An 18,677-nucleotide genomic window follows, 5' to 3' on the forward strand; every position below is an offset into this window, starting at 1 on the left:
GCCGGGCGGGCGGCCGCGGCGGCGGTCAAGCGGGCGGCGGCGCGGCGGGCGTCGGTGGCCGCGGGAGACCGGGCGGGCGAGGCGCGGGCGCGCCGGTGGCTCGCCGCCCTCGCCGGCCGGGACCCTCACCAGGACTCGAACGGGTGCTCCGTCGGCAGGGCGGCGCCGTCGTGGCCGAGCAGCGCGAGCATGTCGTCGTCCGTGGCGAAACCGGACGGGGCCGGGACGGTCCCCTCCTCGGGCTCGTCGGAGCTCACCGCAGGTCCTTCCGGTCACGGGTCGTCGGACCCGGATGATCGCCCGGAGCGGCGCCGGTGATGTCGCACCCGTGCCACCTGCGGCGATCAGCCGGCGGACTCCCCCAGCCGGCGCTCCAGACCGGCGACGTCGAGGACGCGCAGCTTCCGTGGCGAGGACCGGTAGCCCGTGTCGACCAGCCCCGCCTCCTGCAGCCGGGCCAGCTCCAGCCCCACGATCCGCGGCCGGGCGCCGACCAGGTCCGCGATCCGCGGCTGGGCCAGCGGCACGTCGACGACCACGGAGTCGCCGGGGCCCGGGACGCCGAACTCCCGGGCGTGGTCGAGCAGCACGCGGCCGATCCGGGTGCCGATCCGGCCCTGCGTGTACCGGACCCGCCGGTCCGTGACCGCGCGCATCTTCGCGACGACGGCGGCCGTGACCGCCCGCTGCGCCTCGGGGTCCGCCCCGAGGAACCGGTCGAGCACCGGACGGGGCAGCACCCGGCAGCGGGTGCGGGTGGCGGCCCGGACCATCGCGGACCGCGGCCGGCGGTCGACGTAGCCGAACTCGCCGAGCAGGGAGCCGGGCCCGCGGAAGGCGAGGAACACCTCCGCCCCGTCCGCGGCCGTGACGCTCACCGTGGCGAGGCCCTCCTCCAGCAGCAGCATCGACTCCGAGGCGGAGCCCTGGAAGAGGATCGTGGCGCCGGCGGCGAACTCGGCGGTGTGCCCGAGGGCGCGCAGCGCCTCCCAGAGCGCGGGGTCCAGGGCGGGGTCCGGGGCGGACCCCGGGGCAGCGTGCGGCGCGACGCCGGCCCGCGGGCCGTGCGTCCCCTCCGTCCGCTCCTGGGTCGTCACCGACCGGTCACCCCCCGGCGCCGTGCGGACCGGGCGGCCCGCACGCCGAACCTACCGGGACGGAGGCCCCACCTCGTAGGCTCCCCGTCGGCGGCGGTTCGGGGTACGGGGGAACGGGTGGTCGGACGCCGGGGGGACGCGGGCGAACGGTTGTGCGTCGCGGTCGACCTGGAGGGCTACGGCAGGCGCTCGGACGCGGCGCAGGAACGGGCGCAGGACGCGCTGGCCGGGCTGCTCGACGCGGCCTGGCGGGCGGCCGGTGCGGCCGAGCCGCTGCGCCAGCCCAACGGGGACGGCGAGGTCGCCCTGCTCGGGCCGGCCGCCGAGCCGGCCGCGGTCGTCGCGATGCTGGTGGCGCTGCGCGCCGGTCTGGAGGCGCTCAACCGGTCCGCCCCGGCCGAACGGCTGCGGCTGCGCGCGGCCGCCCACCGCGGCCCGGGCCGTCCGGCGCGCAACGGGTTCGCGGGCAGCGGCGTGGTCCGCACCTGCCGCTTCCTCGGGTCGCACGCACTGCGGGCCGACCTGGCGCGCCGGCCCGGCGCCGACCTCGCCGTCGCCGTGTCCGACCCGCTCTTCGCCGAGCTGCGCGGCGTGCTGCGGATCCGGGACTTCCGGCGTGTGCTGGTCGTGGAGCCGGGCAAGGTCTTCTCCGGTTGGGCCTGGCTGCACACCGGCGGCCCGCTCCCGGCACCGGTGACGGACGCGGTCGAGGCCGACGAGCCGGGCACGCGGGCGGCAGGACCGGAGGAGGCCGGGATGCGGATCGAGATCGCCGACGGCGGCCAGGCCGGGACCGTGATCCAGGCCCGGGAGCTGCACGGTGGCCTCACGATCACGCCGGACGTCCGGGACGGCCGGTGACCGGGCCGGAGCTGGACCTGCAGGTCAGCGGGCCCGTCGGGACGGTCGTGCAGGTGGGACGGGTGGTCCTCGAGCCCACGGGGGCGCCCCCGGTCGAGGGGGACGCCCTCGCCGGCCGGGAGGACGAGCTGGCCGCGGTCCTGCGGGCCGTCGCCGCCGGGGCCCCGGGCGTCGTGCTCGCCGGCGGGCCCGGGCTGGGGACCACGGCCCTGGCGCTCGCCGCCGCGGCGCGGCTGGCCGGGCGGTACCCGGGCGGGGTCCGCTTCGTACCGGTGACCGGCCCGGACGCGGCTCCGGTGCTGCGGGAGCTGCTTCGCGACCTCGGTGTGCGCGCGGGCGAGGTCCCGCCCTCGACGCCGCACCGCACCGCCCTGCTGCGCACCCTCCTCGCCGCCGCGCCCACCCTCCTCGTGCTCGACGACGCCCGCTCGGCCGCGCAGGTCCGCGCGCTGCTGCCCGGCGGCGGGTCGTCCGTGCTGGTCACGACGGCGGCTCCGCTCGACGAGCTGCACCTGGACGGCCTGGCCGCGGTCGCGGTGCGGGGCCTGCCGCCCGCGACGGCCGCGGCGCTCCTTCCCGCCGGTGCGCACCTCGACCTGCCGACGCCGAGCCCGCCGCCCGGCGACCTGATGGCGCCGGGCGCCGCGCTGCTCGCGGCCTGCCACGGCTCGCCGCTCGCGGTGCGCCTGCTCGGGGGCGCCTGCCGTACCCCGGCCGCGGCGCTGCGGGCGCTCCCCGCTGCCCCGCCGCACGACGCCCGCGCCGCCGCCCGCGCCGCGGCGCTGGTCGCGCTCGCCGCCCTGCCCGCGGCCGAGCGGGAAGTGCTGGAGGCCGTCCGGGCCACCGGGCTGCCGCTGGTCGACCCCGCCCGGTGCGCCGCGCTGCTCCCGGACGGGGTGCCGGTCGGCACGCTGCTGGGTGCCCTGCTCCGGCGCGGCCTGCTCAGCCCCCGCCCCGGTCCGGGCGCGGGCCCGTGGTGCGCGCTGCCCAGGGCCGTCGCCGACGTCCTGCCGGCCGAGGTGCCGCCGGGCGAGGCGCCGGCGTACGACGGACTGCCGGGCGGGGGGCCGGCGGACGACGTGCTGCCGTGCGAGGCGTCGTCCTGCGAGGTGTGGCGGGGCGCGGTGCTGCCGGGTGAGAGGCCGCCGGCCGATCACGAGGATGCGCCTCGCTCGTCGATCCGTCCGGCCTTCCTCTCCCAGCAGGCCGCCCCGCCGGAGCACCCAGCCCGTCCCGCCGACCACCCGGTCACTGACCCCACCGCGCTCACCACCGCGCTCCTGCAGCGTCTCGCCCGGAACGCCGCCGCGCAGGCCGACCCGGCCACGGGCGCCGACGCCCTGGTCCACCTCGCCGCCGCCCACACCCGCCGGGGCGACGGGACACCCGCGCTCGCCGCGGCGACCGCCGCCCTCGATCTCGCCGACCGCACGGGCGACCCGGTGCTGCTCGGCCGCGCCACCCACCGGCTCGCCGCCGCGCTCGCCGAGGCGGCGGATCCCGGCACGCCGGACGGGGCCGCGACCGCACTGCGCGACGCCCGCACCGCCTACGACCTCGCCGTCGAGCTCCTGGCCGGTCGCGACGACGCCGCCCACGCCCACGCCCTCGCCGATCGCGCCCGCCTGTCCCGCCGCCGCGACCGCCCGGCCGAGGCCCTTGCCGACCTGCACGCCGCGCTCGCCCTCTACCGCACGCTCGGCCTGCCCGCCGACGTCGCCGCGGCCTGGCAGGAGGTCGCCGCCGTCGAGCGGGCGACGGGGAACCCCTGCCGTGCCGTCGCCGCCCACCGGTCCGCCCTGGCCGCGCTCGCCGAGGCGGGCGACCCGACCGCCGCGGGCTGGGCCCGGCTCGCCGCCGGCCTGGTGCAGGTCGGCGAGCTGCCGGCGGGCGCGCAGGTGGACCTGCTCGCCGGCCGGCTGGCCGACTCCCCCGCCGCCCGGTCCGTCCGGGAGCTCCGCGAGCTGGATCCGGCCGCGCCGGACTGGGCGCTCGTCGCCGCGCTGACCGGGCCGACCGGGCCCCGGTGACCCGGGCACCGCCCGGTCGGTGGTCCTGGTGATCGACACAGTGATCCAGAGCACATCCGACCCGCCGCGGTCAAGGTGTCCCCGGAACGAAGCCGCGTCCGGGACTGCGTCGCCGCGCACGTCGCGTCCTTGTCAAACGATCGGTTGACTCGGTGCATGTCACCCGTCTGCAGAGTCGCAGCCTGGAGGTAGCACGCGCATGACCAACGACAGGACGGTCGACGCCGTCATCGTCGGGGCCGGGTTCTCCGGCCTCTACCAGCTCCACCGCTTCCGCGAGCTGGGCCTGTCCACCCGGGTGTTCGAGGCCGCCTCCGGCGTCGGCGGCACCTGGTGGTGGAACCGGTACCCCGGCGCCCGGTGCGACGTCGAGAGCCTCGCGTACTCCTACTCCTTCTCCCCGGAGCTCGAGCAGGAGTGGACCTGGAGCGAGAAGTACGCGACCCAGCCGGAGATCCTGAGCTACGCGAAGCACGTGGCCGAGCGCTTCGACCTGGAGCGTGACATCACCTTCGACACGCGGGTCGAGAGCGCGGTCTACGACGCCGAGAGCCGGCGCTGGACGATCACGACGAACACCGGCGAGGTCGTCGACTGCCGGTGGTTCGTGATGGCCACCGGCTGCCTCTCGGTGTCGAAGGCACCCGAGATCCCCGGCGCCGAGCGCTTCCAGGGCCCGACCTACCACACCGGGCACTGGCCGCACGAGGGCGTGGACTTCTCCGGGCAGCGCATCGCGGTGATCGGCACCGGCTCGTCCGGCATCCAGTCCATCCCGATCATGGCCGGGCAGGCCGCGGACACCGTCGTCTTCCAGCGGACGCCCAACTTCTCGATGCCGGCCGGCAACCGGCCGCTCACCGAGGAGGAGATCGCCGCCCGCAAGGCGACGTACCGGGAGTTCCGCAAGGACCAGCAGACCTCCGCGTTCGGCGTGCCGGTCCCGCTGCCCACGCAGTCCGCGTTGGAGGTCGACGAGGCGGAGCGCACCGCCGTGTACGAGGCGGCGTGGGAGCAGGGCAACCTCGTCGCGGTGCTCACCTCGTACACCGACACCCTGGTGGACAAGGACGCCAACGAGACCGCCGCCGAGTTCGTCCGGTCCAAGATCCGGGAGAAGGTGCACGACCCGGAGCTCGCCGAGCTGCTCTCCCCGCGCAGCTTCCCCTACGGCACCAAGCGGCCGTGCCTGGACAGCGGCTACTACGAGACCTTCAACAAGGAGAACGTCCACCTCGTCGACATCCGGCGCACGCCGCTGGTGGAGATCACCGAGAAGGGCGTGCGGACCTCGGAGCACGAGTACGAGGTCGACGCGATCGTCTTCGCCACCGGCTTCGACGCCATGACCGGCGCGATCACCCGGGTCGACATCCGCGGCAAGAACGGGGTGTCGCTGAAGGAGAAGTGGGGCGAGGGCCCGCGGTCCTACCTGGGCCTGTCGGTCGCCGGGTTCCCGAACCTGTTCACGATCACCGGTCCGTCGAGCCCGTCCGTGCTGTCGAACATGATGGTCTCGATCGAGCAGCACGTGGACTGGGTCACGGACTGCGTCCGGTGGATGCGGGACAACGGCGTCGAGGAGCTCGACGCGATGCCCGAGGCCGAGGACGAGTGGGTGCGCCACGTCGAGGAGGTCGGCGACACGACCCTCTACCCGACCGCGGACTCCTGGTACATGGGCTCCAACGTGCCCGGCAAGCCGCGGGTCTTCATGGCCTACATCGGCGGGGTCGGCGTGTACCGCGAGAGGTGCGACGAGGTCGCCGCCAAGGGCTACGAGGGCTACACCAAGGTCCCGGAGGTCGCGCCCGCGGAGGTGAAGCAATCCGCCTGAGCACGGCGAACGGCGCTCTCGCTCACATCTGGTGAGCGAGAGCGCCGTTCGCGCAGGTCGACCGCAGCCGCACCTATCTGAGCGAGCGGCGCTGTCGTTCACAGCTAGTGAGCGAGAGTGCCGTTCGCTCAGACGGTGAGGCCCGCGTCGGCCCCGGCATTGACGGCGCGGACGAAGTCGGCCGGGGAGTCGGCGTCGCCGAGCACCCGCACCTCGATCCCGCCCACGGCCCCACCGCCCCCGCCGAGCTCCAGCCCGGCGGTGACCTCCGGGCCGGTCGGCCGCCAGCCGATGGCCAGCGCGACCAGGTCGGCGTCGAGGGCGTGCGGCGTCCCGTCGGCCTCCTGCCAGTGCACGACCCCGGGTTCGATCCCGACGACCGTGGCCCGGGTCAGCACCTCGACGCCGTCCCGCTCGAGCTGCCGGACCAGTTGCCGGCGGGTGATCGCCTCGATGCCGCGGCCGATGCTGCCGCGCATCTCCACGACGGTGACCTCGGCGCCCCGCGCGCGCATCAGCTCCGCGGTCTCGCAGCCGGTGGCGCTGCCGCCGACCACGACCAGCCGCGTCCCGGGCCCGACCGGGATCTCGCCCCGCAGCAGCCGCTGGGCGTCGTGCACGGTGGGCCCGTCGATCCCGGGGATCGGCGGCACGAGCGGGTCCGCGCCCGTCGCGACGATCACGACGTCCGGCCGCTCCGCCGCGACCGTCGCGGCCGACACCGGCGACGACGTGTGGATCTCCACCCCGAGCGCGGTGAGCCGCCGCGCCTGGTGCTCGCGGAAGCGCAGCACCTCGCGCTTGCTCGGCGCCAGGCCGGCGACCTCCAGCTTCCCGCCCAGCTCCGCGTCCCGCTCCCAGATCGAGACCTCGTGCCCGCGCAGCCGGGCGAGCCGCGCCGCCTCCAGGCCCGACGGTCCGGACCCGACCACCATCACCCGCCGCGGCCGCGCCGCGGCCTCGACCTCCCAGGTCAGCTCCCGGCCGACCTCGGGGTTCACCGAGCACCGCGCCCGCTCACCGCGCCCGACGAGGTCGACGCAGGCGTTGCACGCGATGCACGGACGCAGTTCGTCCCCGCGCCCGTCCCGCACCAGCAGCGGCCAGTCCGGCTCGGCGATGAGGCCGCGGCCCAGCAGCACCATGTCCGCCTCGCCCGACGCGACGACGTTCTCGGCGAGCTCCGGGTCGTCGAGCCGCCCGACGGCCATCACCGGCACCGACACGGCCTGCTTCACGGCCCGGACCAGGGGCCGCATGTGCCCGCGCGGCACGGACATCGGCGCGAGCGTCTGCTGCAGCGTCAGCCAGGTGCCCGACGACACCGAGATCGACGCGACCCCGGCCTCCTCGAGCATCCGCGCGACGGCCACCGCCGACTCGAGGTCGAACCCGCCGGGCTCGGCGTCCGTGCCGTTGAGCCGCCACACGAGTGGCAGGTCGCAGGCCGCGACGATCGCCTGCGCGACCTCCACCGAGAACCGCGCCCGGTTCTCCGGCGAGCCGCCGTAGGCGTCCGTGCGGTGGTTGTGCTGCGGCGAGAGGAAGTTCGACGGCAGGTACCCGTGCGCCCCGTGGACCTCCAGGTAGTCGAACCCGGCCTCCTGCGCGTACCGGGCCGCCTGCGCGTAGTCGGCGACGATCCGCTCGATCTCCGGCACCGTCAGCTCGTGCGGGACGGGCGACGCCGAGTTCAGCGGCACCGGCGAGGGCGCCACGGAGGGCCCCTCGACGACCTGCCGGCCGGGGTGCATGAGCTGCACGCCGACCGTGACGTCGTACCGCCGGAGGGCCTCGACGACCCGGCGCAGCCCGGGCAGGTACTCCGGCCCGCAGATCCGCGGCTCCGGCCCGACCGTGTCGCCCGAGACCAGGCAGCCCTCCACCGTGATCGCCCCGACGCCGCCCTCGGCGCGCCGGCGGTAGTAGGCCACCGTGTCGTCCGTGATGTACCCGCCGTTGTCCAGGCAGGTCCCCATCGGGGCCATGACCAGGCGGTTCTTCAGCGTGAGCGGGCCCAGCCGGACGGGCGTGAAGAGCACGCTCACGAGAGGATCCGCAGCGCGCGCACCGGGCAGGCGTCCACACCGAGCCTGGCCGTGTCCTCCTCGCCCTCGGGCACCTCGCGGTCGGGCCCGACGGCGGAGTAGCCGTCGTCGTCGAGGGGGAAGAGGTCCATGTCGACGATCGAGCACTGGCCGTGCGCCTCGCAGACCTCGGGGTCGACCCCGATCCTCATCGCACGGTCCTCACGAGTGGGTCACCACCAGCTTCTCCATGGAGCGGGAGGCCAGCACGTCCTTCCACTCCGGCTCCTCCGCCAGCGTCAGTCCCGGCAGCCGCTCGACGATGCGAGCCACCGCGATCCGGGTCTCCATCCGGGCGAGCTGGGCGCCGATGCAGGCGTGGATGCCCTTGCCGAACGCGACGTGCGGGTTCGGGCTCCGCCCCAGGTCGAGCGCGTCCGGGTCGGCGAACTTCTCCGGGTCCCGGTTGGCCGAGGCGAGCACCAGGTGCACCCGCTCGCCCGGCCGGATGGCCTTCCCGCGGACCTCCGTCTCCGCGACCACCCAGCGGTTGAGCACCTTGATCGGGCCGTCGAAGCGCAGCAGCTCCTCGACGGCCGGGCCGATCAGGGCCGGGTCGCGGCGCAGCCGGTCGAGCTGGTCGGGGTGCCGCAGCAGGGCCAGGACCGAGTTCGCGATCGAGTTCGTGGTGGTCTCGTGGCCGGCGAAGAGCAGCAACGCGCACATGCCGACGAGCTCGTCGTCGGACAGCCGGTCGTCCCCTTCCGAGGACGGCGCAGCCATGAGGGCGGACAGCATGTCCTCGCCCGGCTCGGCGCGGCGTTTCTCGATCAGCGTGTGGAAGTAGGACTCCATCTCGCGCAGTCCGCGCAACGCGCGCTCGTGCCGGTCGGCCCGCGCGGCGCCGCCGGTACCGAACGCGACCAGCGCGAGCTCGTCCGACCACTCGCGGAACCGGTCGCGGTCCTCGGGCGGCGCGCCGAGCATCGTCGCGATGACGGTGGCGGGCAGCGGGTAGGCGACCTCGGAGATCAGGTCCTGCGGTCCGGAGCCGCGCAGGAACGCGTCGAGGTGCTCGTCGACGATCCGGGTGATCATCGCGTCCATCGCCGCGATCCGCTGACCCTTGAACGCGCCGGCCGCGAGCTTGCGCAGCCGGGTGTGCACCGGCGGGTCGTTGACGACCATCCAGCCCGTCATCAGGCCGAGCACGCCGGTCGCGGCGGACTCGGCCCCCGCCTGCTTCCTCCGCTCCAGCACGGGGCGGACCCGGTCGTTGGAGAAGGCCTTGTTCTGGAACGCGGCGGAGACGTCGTCGTAGCGGGTGATCAGCCAGGCCCGGTGCGCCTCGCTCCAGTGCACCGGGTCGCCCTCGCGTAGGGCGCGGAGGACGGCGAAGGGATCTGCGCTGGCCGCGGGCGTGGTGAGGTCGTCGACGACGGTCACGACGCGCTCCCGACGGTGGGCCTGGAGAGGCTCCGGGCCAGCCCCAGACGGTCCCGTACGATCCGCCCGCCGGCCACCCGGCCGTCGGCCACCGTGACCAGCCCGACGAGGTGCAGCGTGCCGGGGGCACCGGTGAGCGCGGCGTCGTCGATCCCGGCGTCGGGGCCCAGCCCGCCGACGTAGGTGCCGGTCCGGGTGACCCGGAAGGCCACCTGCGCCCCGGCCGAGAACAGGTCGTCGACCTGCGACGACGCGTCGGCCAGCAGGATCTCCGGCGCCCCGTCGTCGAGGGTCACCGCGCCGGTGTCCGCGCCGGAGGAGATCCACTCCCGCACCACGGTCTCGGCCTCCGGGTCCGGGTCGAGGGCCACCGTGTCCCACGGCGCCAGCGCCGGTGGCTCGACGACCGCCGGCACGCCGGAGGCGAGCTGGCGCCGCCGGGCGAGGTAGTCCTGCTCCACGAAGTTCTCCACGAGCTTCCGCCCGTTCCACCGGTACAGGCCGAGCCCGGTCCACGCGGCCCCGCGTCCCTCGTGCCTGACCGACCGGCCGTGCTCGGAGAACCGCATGGCCAGCCGCTCGCCGTTGGTCACGATCTCGTGCACGGTCAGGCACAGGCCCGGGAACTGGGCGAACTGCTTCTGCGACGCCGGGATGTACAGCTCGTCGCGGCCCGCCACCTCGTGCGGACCCATCCGCAGCGTGTAGCCCGGCTCCATGATCTCGGGGCAGACCGAGACGTCGTGCCGGTTGGTGTAGTCGTTGACGTAGCGCCGCATGAGCGCGACGAAAGGCTCCATCGCCGAGTTCACCGCCCCTCGAACGTCGGCGCCCGCTTCCCGACGAACGCCGCGATCCCCTCGGCGGCGTCCGCGGTGGCGTGCAGGGTGGTCAGCGCGGCCGTCGAGTGGTCGAACTCGCCGCGGTCCACACCCCGGTTGACCAGGTTCTTCCCGGTGGCCAGCGCGAGCGGCGCCATCCCGGCGATCCGCACGGCGATCTCTCGCGCGGTGTCCATCAGCTCCGCCGCCGGCACCACCTTCTGCGCCAGCCCGATGCGCAGCGCGGTCTCGGCGTCGACCCGCTCGCCGGAGAACATCATCAGCTTGGTCCAGTGCCGCCCGATGACGGACGGCGCCCGCAGCACCCCGAAGCCGGGCACCAGTCCGACCGCGCTCTCCGGCATGCCGAACGTCGCGCTGTCCGCCGCCACGACGACGTCGCACGCCAGGGCCAGCTCGCAGCCGCCGCCCATGGCGTAGCCGTTGACCGCGGCGATCACCGGCAGCGGGGTCTCCTCGACCGCGGCGAAGGTGCGCATGCAGTCCTGCTGGAAGGCGCGCTTGGCGGTGACGTCCGTCAGCTCGGCGAAGCTCGCGATGTCCCCGCCGGCCGAGAAGGCCTTCTCCCCCGCGCCGGTGACGATCACCGCGCGGGTCCGGCCGTCGGTCTCCAGGGTGGCCAGTGCCTCGCGCATCTCCGCCCAGAAGGTGCGGCCCATGGCGTTGAGCTTCGCCGGGTCGTCGATGGTGAGCACGGCGATGGCCGCGCGGCCGTCGCCCACCTCCTCGACCTCCACCCGCACGTTGCGGATGGAGGTCCCGTTCCTGCTGGTCAAAGCCGTCCTCCGAGCGCGATGTCGATGCTCGCCGCCACGACCTCCCGGGTCCGGCCCGGTTCGATGACGTCGTCGAGCGAGAGGTGCGCGGCGGCCTCCCAGGGCTCCGCCTCGCTGATCCATTCCGCCGTGAGCTCCGCGACGAGCGCGGCGTGCGCCTCGGGGCCCTGCTCGGCGAGCACCTTCTCCAGCCGGCGTCGGTGGATCGTGCGGATCCCGGTCTCCGGTGCCATGAACCCCAGCTCGGCGCTCGGCCAGGCGTAGAGGAAGTCCGGCCTGGTGGGACGCCCACCCATCGCGAAGTGCCCGCCGCCGTAGGCCTTGCGCAGCACCACGCCCACCTTCGGCACCGTCGCCTCGGCGATCGCCGAGACCAGCGCCTCGTAGCCGTGCAGGATCCCGCCGCGCTCGGCCTGCGTGCCGATCATCAGGCCCGGGACGTCGTGCAGGAACACCAGCGGGAGCCCGAAGGTGTCGCACAGCTGCACGAACACCTTCTCCTTCGCCAGCGCCGCCGGGTCCAGCGCGCCCGCGCGCACGATCGGCTGGTTGCCGACCAGCCCCACCGGGCGGCCCTCGATCCGGGCCAGTGCGCACAACAACGACGACCCCCAGCCGTCCGCCCAGGGCAGGATGCTGGCCTCGTCGGCGAGGCACGAGAACACGTCCCGCATGTCGTAGCCGGAGCGCGCCCCGAGCGGGACGATGCTCACCAGGTCGCGCGGGTCCCGCCCCGGCGGCAGCGGCGGCGCCGTCGGCGGGCGCTGCGTGGAGTTCTGCGGCAGGTAGGAGAGGAACGCGGCGATGGCGTCCATCGCGTCGGCCTCGGTGTCCACGACCAGGTGCGCGTTGCCGGCCTCGGTCGCCGCCGCCGGCCCGCCCAGCTCCTCGTCGGTGACCTTCTCCCCGATCGCCGGCTCCACGACCGACGGGCCGGACAGCGCGATCGAGCCGCTGCGCACCATCACCACGTAGTGGGCGGTGGAGGCGTGCAGGGCGGAGTCGCCGTAGCTCGGGCCGAGCACCGCGGCCGCGCGCGGCACCACCGGCTGCCCCGGCGGGGGCTTGAGGAACGTGGTGAAGTCCAGGGGCAGCCCGGAGAACCGCCAGCCCGAGACGTCCGGCATCCGGCCGCCGTCGGCGTCGCAGAGCAGGACCAGGGGGAAACCGTGCCGCTGCGCGTGCTCGATCAGCCGCCCCTGCTTGCGCATGCTGATCGGGGCCGTGGTGCCCGCGACCACGCTGGAGTCGATGCCGATGACGCCGATGCGACGCCCGTCGAGCAGCCCGAACCCGGTCACCACGGCGTCGCCCGGGATGGGCTTCTCCCGCCGCAGCTCCGGCAGCGCGAGCGCGCCGATCTCGAACCAGGTGCCGGGGTCGACGAGCAGGTCGATCCGCTCGCGCACGGGCAGCCGGCCGGACTCGCGGTGCCGGCGCAGACCCTCGGGCCCGCCACTGGCGTGGGCGGCCTCCTGCTTCTCGCGCAGGAGCGCGATCCTGTCCGCCATGCTGTCCCCGTGGTGCGCACTGCCGGTGTCCGCACCATGGGGAGCACCGCCTCGTGGCGCCGTGGGGCTGTCCGTTGCCGTCACGGGACCTCCGCTCGTACCGGTGTCCGTCGGGTCTCACCGACGGACGCTAGACTACCAGACGGTCGATTGGTAGACAGACCTCGTCGACCCCCGAGTAGAGCGGAGCGGCCCGTGTCGATCCAGACCGTGCTGGTGGCCAACCGCGGCGAGATCGCCGTCCGGATCATCCGGTCCTGCCGGGAGCTCGGCCTGCGGTCGGTCGCCGTGTACTCGGACGCCGACGCCGAGGCGCTGCACGTCCGCCTCGCCGACGAGGCGCACCGGATCGGCCCGGCCCCGGCGCGGGCGTCGTACCTGGACGTCGACGCCCTGCTCGGCGCGGCCAAGGCCGCCGGCGCCGACGCCGTGCACCCCGGGTACGGCCTGCTCAGCGAGGACGCCGGGTTCGCCGAGGCGGTCGCGGGTGCCGGACTGGTCTTCGTCGGCCCGTCCGCCGAGGTCATCGCACGCATGGGCGACAAGGTCGCGGCGCGGGCGCTCGCCGAGGAGTGCGGGATCCCGGTGCCGCCCGGCACGGGGGACCTCACGGTCGACGAAGCGGCCGCGGCGGCCGAACGGCTGGGGTTCCCGCTGGTGGTCAAGGCGTCGTTCGGCGGCGGCGGGCGTGGGATGCGGGTGGTGCACTCCGCCTGCGAGCTGGCCGAGGCCATGGCCGCCGCGGGGCGCGAGGCCGGCGCCGCGTTCGGCCGGTCCGAGGTGCACCTCGAGCGGTACCTGGAGCGCCCGCGGCACGTCGAGGTGCAGGTGATCGGGGACGCCCACGGCAGCGTCGTGCACCTCGGCGACCGGGACTGCTCGGTGCAGCGGCGGCACCAGAAGCTGATCGAGGAGGCGCCGGCGTTCGGCCTGTCGGAGGGGCTGCGGTCGCGGCTCCTCGACTCGGCCGTGACCCTGGCGCGTGAGGTCGGCTACGTCGGGGCGGGGACCGTGGAGTTCCTCGTGGTACCGGAGACCGTGCGAACCGAGGGGGAGTTCTTCTTCCTGGAGATGAACACCCGGCTGCAGGTCGAGCACGGGGTGACGGAGCTGGTCACCGGCCTGGACATCGTCGCCACCCAGCTACGGGTGGCGGACGGGGCGCCGCTGCCCTTCGGCCAGGAGGACGTGCGGATCTCCGGGCACGCCGTGCAGGCGCGCATCGCCGCCGAGGACCCGTGGGCGGACTTCCGGCCCGCACCCGGCGCGATCACGGGGCTCGCGCTCCCGGTCGGGCCCGGCGTGCGCAACGACTTCGGCGTCGACGCGGGCGGGGGCCCGGGCAGCAGGGTCGCGCCGGAGTACGACTCGATGTTCGGCAAGGTCCTCGCGCACGGCGCCGACCGCGACGCCGCCCGCCGTCGCCTGATCGCCGCGCTCGACGAGCTGCGGGTGGAGGGCGTCCCGACCACGGCACCGTACCTGCGTGAGGTGCTGCGCTCGGAGTCCTTCACCGCCGGGACCCACGACACGGGCTCGGTGCAACGGGAGTGGGCGCCGGACCCGGCCACCCGGCCCGCGCCCGCGGGTGGGCCCGCCGGCGCCGCGACGACCGGAACCACTGGTCGGGGTGGAGCCGTGGGTGCGGGCGGAGCGGGGTCGCTGCTGGGCGCGGGCAGGGCTGTCGTCCCCGCCCGCCGGGTCCGCATCGCGACGGATCGCGGCCCGGTGGAGGTGGCGGTCTACGGCCGCACGGTCCGCCCGGGGGCCGCGGTCACGGCGTCGTCCCGCCCGACCCGCGAGTCGGCCGCCGGGTCGGGGGCCGCCGCCTCCGCCGCCGGCACCGTGCCCGTCGCGCCCATGGACGCCACCGTCGTCGAGGTCCGGGTGCAGCCCGGCCAGGAGCTGGGGCCCGGCGACGTGATCGCGGTGCTCGAGGCGATGAAGATGGAGATGGTGATCCGCACGGAGGTCGGCGGCAGGGTCGGCGAGGTCCTCGCGGCCCCCGGCGCCCCGATCGCCGCCGGCTCCCCTCTGATCACCCTGACCTGACGACCGTGATCACGGCCTTCGCGATCACACCGGGGATCAGCGGGAGGCGCGGGCCGCCAGCGTCTCCTCCGTCGCGATCCCCCGGATCGCCATCTCCGCCATCTCCGCCCCGATCTGCTCCGGGGTGAAGGTGCCGCCGGGGCGGAACCAGCGGTAGACCCAGTTCGTCGAGCCCAGGATGGAGAGCGCGGCGAGCCGCGGGTCGAGGTCGGCCCGGACCAGCCCGTCCGCCTGCCCCTGCTCCACGAGGTCGCGGAACACGCCCTGGTAGGCGTGCTCCGAGCCGAGGATCTCCTCCCGCCGCTCGGGCGGGAGCGCGGACAGCTCGTGCAGGAAGACCGCAGTGGGCACGAGGTTGCGGCACGTGTGCTCCACGTGCCCGCGGATCACGCTCTCCAGCCGCTCCAGCGGCCCGCCGGGCACCTCCGCCCGGGACCGCACGACGGCAAGGCCCTCCTTGTGGACGGCGCTGATCACGTCGAAGAGGAGGTCCTCCTTGGACTGGATGTAGTAGTAGAGGCTGCCCTTGAGCATCCCGAGCCGGTCGGCGATGTCCTGCAGGGAAGCGCCGTCGTAGCCCTTCTCGTAGAACACCTGGGTGGCGACCTCGATGAGCTCGGCCCAGCGCTCCTCGCGGGGTTTACGCTCTCCCCCGGAACGCCGCGCGCTCCGCCCGGCCGGCTGCCGCATCCCCGCTCCCCTCGACGCGGTCGAATCGCGCGAGCCTACCAAACGGTCGACAGTCACTACTTGACGTTCGCGCCGGCGTCGACCGGCAGCGTGACGCCGGTGATGTAGCGGGCCTCGTCGCTGCCGAGGAACAGCACCGCGTTGCTGATGTCGATCGGCTCCACCCAGGGCACCTCCATCGCGTTCAGCGACAGGAAGCCGGGCAGCGCCTTCTCCTGCGTGGGCTCCGGGTCGTCCGGCGCGAAGAGCTTCCAGGTGCCCGGGTTCTGGATCATGTCGGTGTCGACGTTGGTCGGGTGGATGGTGTTGACCCGGATGCGGTGCGGCGCCAGTTCGTTGGCCAGCGTGCGCATCAGCCCGACGATCCCGTGCTTGGTCGAGACGTAGTGCCCGACGTTCATGATGCCCTTCAGCCCGCCGATCGAGCTGGTGAACATGAGGGAGCCGCCACCCCGCGCGATCAGGTGGGGCACGGCCGCCCGGGCGGTGTTCCAGACGCCGGTGAGGTTGACGTCCAGCATCTCCTGCCACATCTCGTCGGTGATCTCGAAGGCGGCGCCGAAGCTGGCGATGCCCGCGTTCGCCACCGCGATGTCGAGCCCGCCGAGCTCGGTGACGCCCTCGTCGACGGCGGCGGTGAGCGCGGCCCGGTCGCGGACGTCGGCGACCCGCGCGACGATCCGCCGGTCGAGCTTCTCCACCTCGGCGACCGTCTCGTCCAGGTCGGCGCGGGTGGCCGGCGGGTACATGTCCACCGTGGCCAGCGGGCCGCAGAGGTCGACCGCGATGATGTCGGCCCCCTCCTGCGCCAGCCGGACCGCGTGGCTGCGGCCCTGGCCGCGCGCCGCACCGGTGATCAGCGCGACCTTGCCCTCGACCCGTCCCGCCATGGCACGCCTCCTCGCATCGTCGGTCGTCCTTGTCTACCAAACGACCGTCCGAGGCGGAAGTGGCGACGCCCCGGGCCGAGATCGGGACACCTCGGCAGCCCTTGAGCGAACGGCGCTCTCGCTCATTCCTGGTGAGCGAGAGCGCCGCTCGCTCACCGTTCACCCGCGGCGGATGACGACCCGGCCGGACGGCCGGGTCAGCCTGCGCGGAGGGGCCGCCGAGGGGCGCGCCGGAGGAGGACCGACGTGACCGGAGATCTCACCGCCGGGGAGCCGCGAGCACCCCGGCGGACCCGATGGGTCGTGGTGGTGCGGCTGGCGGCGGTGCTGCTGTTCCTGCTCGGCTGCTGGAACGTGTGGGACGGGATCAGTGCGCTCGCCCGGGGCGGGTTCGTGGTCGCCGACGCCGACCGGGTCCTGCTGCTGGAGGTGACCAAGTGGGGCTGGGTCCTGCTGGCCCTCGGGGTGGTGGAGCTCGCGGCCGCGTTGGCCCTGCTCCGCGGAGCCGGTTGGGCACGGGTCGTGGCGGTCCTCGTGGCCGGCTTCAACGGGGTCGTCCAGCTGGCCTTCCTCGTCGCCTATCCGGTGGGAGCGGCGCTCATCCTGGTCCTGTCCGCCCTCGTCGTGTGGGCGGTCGTGCGGCACGGTCAGGAGGTGGGCGGCTGAGCGCGCGGGCACCGTCCGCCCCCGGCCGCGCCTCCCGGGCGGCACCGCACGGGTGCCGCCCGGGACCGCGCTACGCGTGCGGGATCTTGAACGGCGCCAGGGCCCCGGCGTCGACCACGTGGGTCGTACCGGTGACGTACCGCGCCTCCTCGGAGGCCAGGTGGAGCACGGCGTTGCTGATGTCGATCGGGTCGACCCACGGGATCGGGATGGCGTTGAGCGCGGTGAAGCCGGCCTCCGCGTCGGCCCGGGTCGCGCCGCGCTGCCCGCCGAGGAAGAGCGAGTAGATCGGCTCGTTGTTGACCATGTCGGTGTCGACGGTCGTCGGGTGGACGGAGTTGCAGCGGATCCGGTGCGGCGCGAGCTCGACGGCGAGCGTGCGCATCAGGCCCGTGACACCGTGCTTCGCCGCCGTGTAGTGCGCGAGGTTGCCGAACGCGACGAGTCCGGCGATCGAGCTCGTCAGGATGATCGACCCGCCGGTCCCCTGCTCGATCATCGCGGGGATCGCCGCCCTGGTCGTCTTCCACACCCCGGTCAGGTTGATGTCGATCATCTCCTGCCAGGAATCCTCGGTGATCTCCCAGGCCGGGGCGAACGCGCCGATTCCGGCGTTGGCGACCACCACGTCCAGGTGCCCGAACTCGGACAGCCCGTCCGCGACCACGGTCTCCAGCGCCCGCAGGTCACGGACGTCGGCGACCCGGCTCAGCACCCGCCGGTCCAGGTCCTCGACCTGCTTGACCGTCTCGGCCAGGTCGGCCTCCGTCGCCCCGTCGTAGGGTGCCGTCGCCACGTCGGCGCAGAGGTCCACGGCGATGATGTCCGCGCCCTCCTGCGCGAGCCGCAGCGCGTGGCTGCGCCCCTGTCCGCGCGCCGCCCCGGTGATCAGAGCGACCTTGCCCTCGACCCGTCCCGCCATGGGGAACCTCCCGCGTCCGTGCGGGCCCCGTCGCCCGCTCCCCCACCGTCCGGACGATCCCCCGGCAGGTCAACGGCACGGAACGATCACCTTGGCGATCTCGACGAGGGGTCCGCCGACTCGTCGATCGGGAGGGGTCAGGCCGGCAGTGCCACCGTGGCGCCCTGGGCCTGCAGGAACACGAGCGGGTCGAAGAACTCCGCGAAGGCCGAGATCCGCCCGTCCCGCACGGTGAAGGTGCTGATGTAGGAGTTCCGGTAGGGCTCCCCGGTGGCGAGCATCGTGGTGTCGCTGCGGTACTCCGCGACGAACTCGCCGTCGGCCGCCAGCGGCGAGATCCGCAGGTCGTGGAAGCCCAGCGGCCCGACGAGGTGCGGGAAGCCGGAGTACAGCGCGAGCACGGCCTCCCTGCCCTCGGTCACCTTCGGCACCGGGTCGGGCGCGAACGGCAGCCGGACCACGACGTCGTCGGCGAGGATCTCCCCGAGCGCGTCGATGTCGAGCTCGTTCATGATCTCGATGTACCGCTCGATCACCGCGCCGCCGGAGCTCATGCCGCCTCCGCGGGAAGGAGTGTCGGCCGGGGTCATGCGTCGAACCCCTCCATCTGCGGGGACGTGAGCGGCGAGATCACCCGGCCGGAGATCTTCCAGGTGTCGCCGACCCGGCGGTACTCGTCCCGGTTGAGTGCGATCGCCTTGATCGTGGCACCGGACTTCGTCCTCCCCTCCGCGTAGACGTAGTTGGTGCCGTGCGCGGCGTCCGGACCGTCGAACTCGACGATGTGGTTGGTCATGATGTGGCACTGCTCGGCCATCGACTCGGCGTCGGCCTTGAAGAAGCCGTGGATCTCGTCCCGACCCTCGAACCGCTTGAGGCCCACCGCCGTGGCGTCCCAGTACGCGTCGTCGGTGTACGCCGAGAGGGCCTCGTCCGGGTCGAACAGGTCCAGTCCGCGGGCGTAGAGCAGGGTGGCGTTGATGATCTGCTGAACGTCGTCTGCGCGGGTCATCCTCGGTCCTCGGGCACG

The 18,677-nt window shown here is 74.5% G+C and carries 18 protein-coding genes; 5 read left to right on the plus strand and 13 right to left on the minus strand.

Annotated elements, in window-relative coordinates:
• Positions 1 to 125: 125 nt before the first annotated feature.
• Together ABD990_RS08445 and ABD990_RS08450 are read right to left on the minus strand one after the other, a co-directional pair.
• Positions 126 to 257, minus strand: coding sequence for a hypothetical protein (locus tag ABD990_RS08445; RefSeq protein ID WP_345379564.1), 132 nt, complete (start codon positions 255 to 257; stop codon positions 126 to 128).
• An 87-nt stretch (positions 258 to 344) separates the two neighbouring features.
• Positions 345 to 1,097 (minus strand): Crp/Fnr family transcriptional regulator, encoded by a 753-nt coding sequence (locus tag ABD990_RS08450; RefSeq protein WP_345379565.1) that lies wholly within the window; start codon positions 1,095 to 1,097, stop codon positions 345 to 347.
• Between the two features lie 117 nt (positions 1,098 to 1,214).
• Between ABD990_RS08450 and ABD990_RS08455 the strand changes: the two genes are divergently transcribed.
• The 3 genes from ABD990_RS08455 (at position 1,215) to ABD990_RS08465 (ending at position 5,825) form a co-directional block, all read left to right on the plus strand.
• On the plus strand, positions 1,215 to 1,958 hold the full coding sequence (locus ABD990_RS08455; RefSeq protein WP_345379566.1) for a hypothetical protein: 744 nt from the start codon (positions 1,215 to 1,217) through the stop codon (positions 1,956 to 1,958).
• On the plus strand, positions 1,955 to 3,988 hold the full coding sequence (locus tag ABD990_RS08460; protein WP_345379567.1) for a hypothetical protein: 2,034 nt from the start codon (positions 1,955 to 1,957) through the stop codon (positions 3,986 to 3,988). The genes ABD990_RS08455 and ABD990_RS08460 overlap by 4 nt, the downstream gene beginning before the upstream one ends.
• A gap of 199 nt (positions 3,989 to 4,187) precedes the next feature.
• Positions 4,188 to 5,825: a flavin-containing monooxygenase gene (locus tag ABD990_RS08465; protein WP_345379568.1), complete on the plus strand. Its 1,638-nt coding sequence runs from the start codon at positions 4,188 to 4,190 to the stop codon at positions 5,823 to 5,825.
• A gap of 128 nt (positions 5,826 to 5,953) precedes the next feature.
• Here ABD990_RS08465 and ABD990_RS08470 read toward each other — a convergent pair whose 3' ends face one another.
• The 6 genes from ABD990_RS08470 to ABD990_RS08495 are packed head-to-tail and all read right to left on the minus strand — an operon-like array spanning position 5,954 to position 12,427.
• A complete protein-coding gene (locus tag ABD990_RS08470; RefSeq protein WP_345379569.1) occupies positions 5,954 to 7,873 on the minus strand; it encodes an oxidoreductase in 1,920 nt (639 codons plus the stop codon).
• A complete protein-coding gene (locus ABD990_RS08475; protein ID WP_345379570.1) occupies positions 7,870 to 8,064 on the minus strand; it encodes a ferredoxin in 195 nt (64 codons plus the stop codon). Before ABD990_RS08475 ends, ABD990_RS08470 begins: the two co-directional genes overlap by 4 nt.
• A 10-nt stretch (positions 8,065 to 8,074) precedes the next feature.
• Positions 8,075 to 9,298 (minus strand): cytochrome P450, encoded by a 1,224-nt coding sequence (locus ABD990_RS08480; RefSeq protein WP_345379571.1) that lies wholly within the window; start codon positions 9,296 to 9,298, stop codon positions 8,075 to 8,077.
• The gene (locus ABD990_RS08485; protein ID WP_345379573.1) at positions 9,295 to 10,098 is read right to left on the minus strand and encodes an ester cyclase; all 804 of its coding nucleotides are present in this window, start codon (positions 10,096 to 10,098) and stop codon (positions 9,295 to 9,297) included. The genes ABD990_RS08480 and ABD990_RS08485 overlap by 4 nt, the downstream gene beginning before the upstream one ends.
• A gap of 8 nt (positions 10,099 to 10,106) precedes the next feature.
• On the minus strand, positions 10,107 to 10,916 hold the full coding sequence (locus tag ABD990_RS08490) for an enoyl-CoA hydratase/isomerase family protein (protein ID WP_345379574.1): 810 nt from the start codon (positions 10,914 to 10,916) through the stop codon (positions 10,107 to 10,109).
• Positions 10,913 to 12,427 carry an acyl-CoA carboxylase subunit beta gene (locus ABD990_RS08495; RefSeq protein ID WP_345379576.1) on the minus strand — a complete coding sequence of 505 codons (1,515 nt, stop codon included), beginning with the start codon at positions 12,425 to 12,427 and terminating at the stop codon, positions 10,913 to 10,915. Before ABD990_RS08495 ends, ABD990_RS08490 begins: the two co-directional genes overlap by 4 nt.
• Before the next feature lie 195 nt (positions 12,428 to 12,622).
• Here ABD990_RS08495 and ABD990_RS08500 point away from each other — a divergent pair, with 195 nt between their 5' ends.
• Positions 12,623 to 14,479, plus strand: a complete 1,857-nt coding sequence (locus tag ABD990_RS08500) for an acetyl/propionyl/methylcrotonyl-CoA carboxylase subunit alpha (RefSeq protein ID WP_345379577.1) — start codon at positions 12,623 to 12,625, stop codon at positions 14,477 to 14,479.
• 36 nt (positions 14,480 to 14,515) lie between these two features.
• Here the strand turns inward: ABD990_RS08500 and ABD990_RS08505 are convergent, their stop codons facing one another.
• Both ABD990_RS08505 and ABD990_RS08510 read right to left on the minus strand, forming a co-directional pair.
• Positions 14,516 to 15,169, minus strand: a complete 654-nt coding sequence (locus ABD990_RS08505; protein ID WP_345379578.1) for a TetR/AcrR family transcriptional regulator — start codon at positions 15,167 to 15,169, stop codon at positions 14,516 to 14,518.
• 56 nt (positions 15,170 to 15,225) lie between these two features.
• Positions 15,226 to 16,059: a mycofactocin-coupled SDR family oxidoreductase gene (locus ABD990_RS08510; protein WP_345379579.1), complete on the minus strand. Its 834-nt coding sequence runs from the start codon at positions 16,057 to 16,059 to the stop codon at positions 15,226 to 15,228.
• Positions 16,060 to 16,305: 246 nt separating this feature from the next.
• On the opposite strand from ABD990_RS08510, the gene ABD990_RS08515 reads away from it, so the two are divergent.
• Positions 16,306 to 16,725, plus strand: a complete 420-nt coding sequence (locus ABD990_RS08515) for a DUF7144 family membrane protein (protein WP_345379580.1) — start codon at positions 16,306 to 16,308, stop codon at positions 16,723 to 16,725.
• A 70-nt stretch (positions 16,726 to 16,795) separates the two neighbouring features.
• Here ABD990_RS08515 and ABD990_RS08520 read toward each other — a convergent pair whose 3' ends face one another.
• The 3 genes from ABD990_RS08520 to ABD990_RS08530 all read right to left on the minus strand — a co-directional run bounded on the left by ABD990_RS08520 (position 16,796) and on the right by ABD990_RS08530 (position 18,659).
• On the minus strand, positions 16,796 to 17,647 hold the full coding sequence (locus ABD990_RS08520; protein ID WP_345379582.1) for a mycofactocin-coupled SDR family oxidoreductase: 852 nt from the start codon (positions 17,645 to 17,647) through the stop codon (positions 16,796 to 16,798).
• Positions 17,648 to 17,784: 137 nt separating this feature from the next.
• Complete coding sequence (locus ABD990_RS08525; protein WP_345379584.1) at positions 17,785 to 18,201, minus strand: nuclear transport factor 2 family protein; 417 nt, start codon at positions 18,199 to 18,201, stop codon at positions 17,785 to 17,787.
• A gap of 32 nt (positions 18,202 to 18,233) precedes the next feature.
• Positions 18,234 to 18,659, minus strand: coding sequence for a nuclear transport factor 2 family protein (locus ABD990_RS08530; protein WP_345379586.1), 426 nt, complete (start codon positions 18,657 to 18,659; stop codon positions 18,234 to 18,236).
• Positions 18,660 to 18,677: the final 18 nt, after the last annotated feature.

The sequence above is a fragment of the Pseudonocardia yuanmonensis genome (assembly GCF_039542425.1).
Classification (GTDB): domain Bacteria; phylum Actinomycetota; class Actinomycetes; order Mycobacteriales; family Pseudonocardiaceae; genus Pseudonocardia; species Pseudonocardia yuanmonensis.

Bases quoted from the DNA above. Each gene is read 5' to 3' on its own strand.
- ABD990_RS08465 (WP_345379568.1), top strand. From the start codon at position 4,188: ATGACCAACGACAGGACGGTCGACGCCGTCATCGTCGGGGCCGGGTTC.
- ABD990_RS08475 (WP_345379570.1), bottom strand. From the start codon at position 8,064: ATGAGGATCGGGGTCGACCCCGAGGTCTGCGAGGCGCACGGCCAGTGC.
- ABD990_RS08485 (WP_345379573.1), bottom strand. From the start codon at position 10,098: ATGGAGCCTTTCGTCGCGCTCATGCGGCGCTACGTCAACGACTACACC.
- ABD990_RS08495 (WP_345379576.1), bottom strand. From the start codon at position 12,427: ATGGCGGACAGGATCGCGCTCCTGCGCGAGAAGCAGGAGGCCGCCCAC.
- ABD990_RS08505 (WP_345379578.1), bottom strand. From the start codon at position 15,169: ATGCGGCAGCCGGCCGGGCGGAGCGCGCGGCGTTCCGGGGGAGAGCGT.
- ABD990_RS08510 (WP_345379579.1), bottom strand. From the start codon at position 16,059: ATGGCGGGACGGGTCGAGGGCAAGGTCGCGCTGATCACCGGTGCGGCG.
- ABD990_RS08520 (WP_345379582.1), bottom strand. From the start codon at position 17,647: ATGGCGGGACGGGTCGAGGGCAAGGTCGCTCTGATCACCGGGGCGGCG.
- ABD990_RS08525 (WP_345379584.1), bottom strand. From the start codon at position 18,201: ATGAGCTCCGGCGGCGCGGTGATCGAGCGGTACATCGAGATCATGAAC.
- ABD990_RS08530 (WP_345379586.1), bottom strand. From the start codon at position 18,659: ATGACCCGCGCAGACGACGTTCAGCAGATCATCAACGCCACCCTGCTC.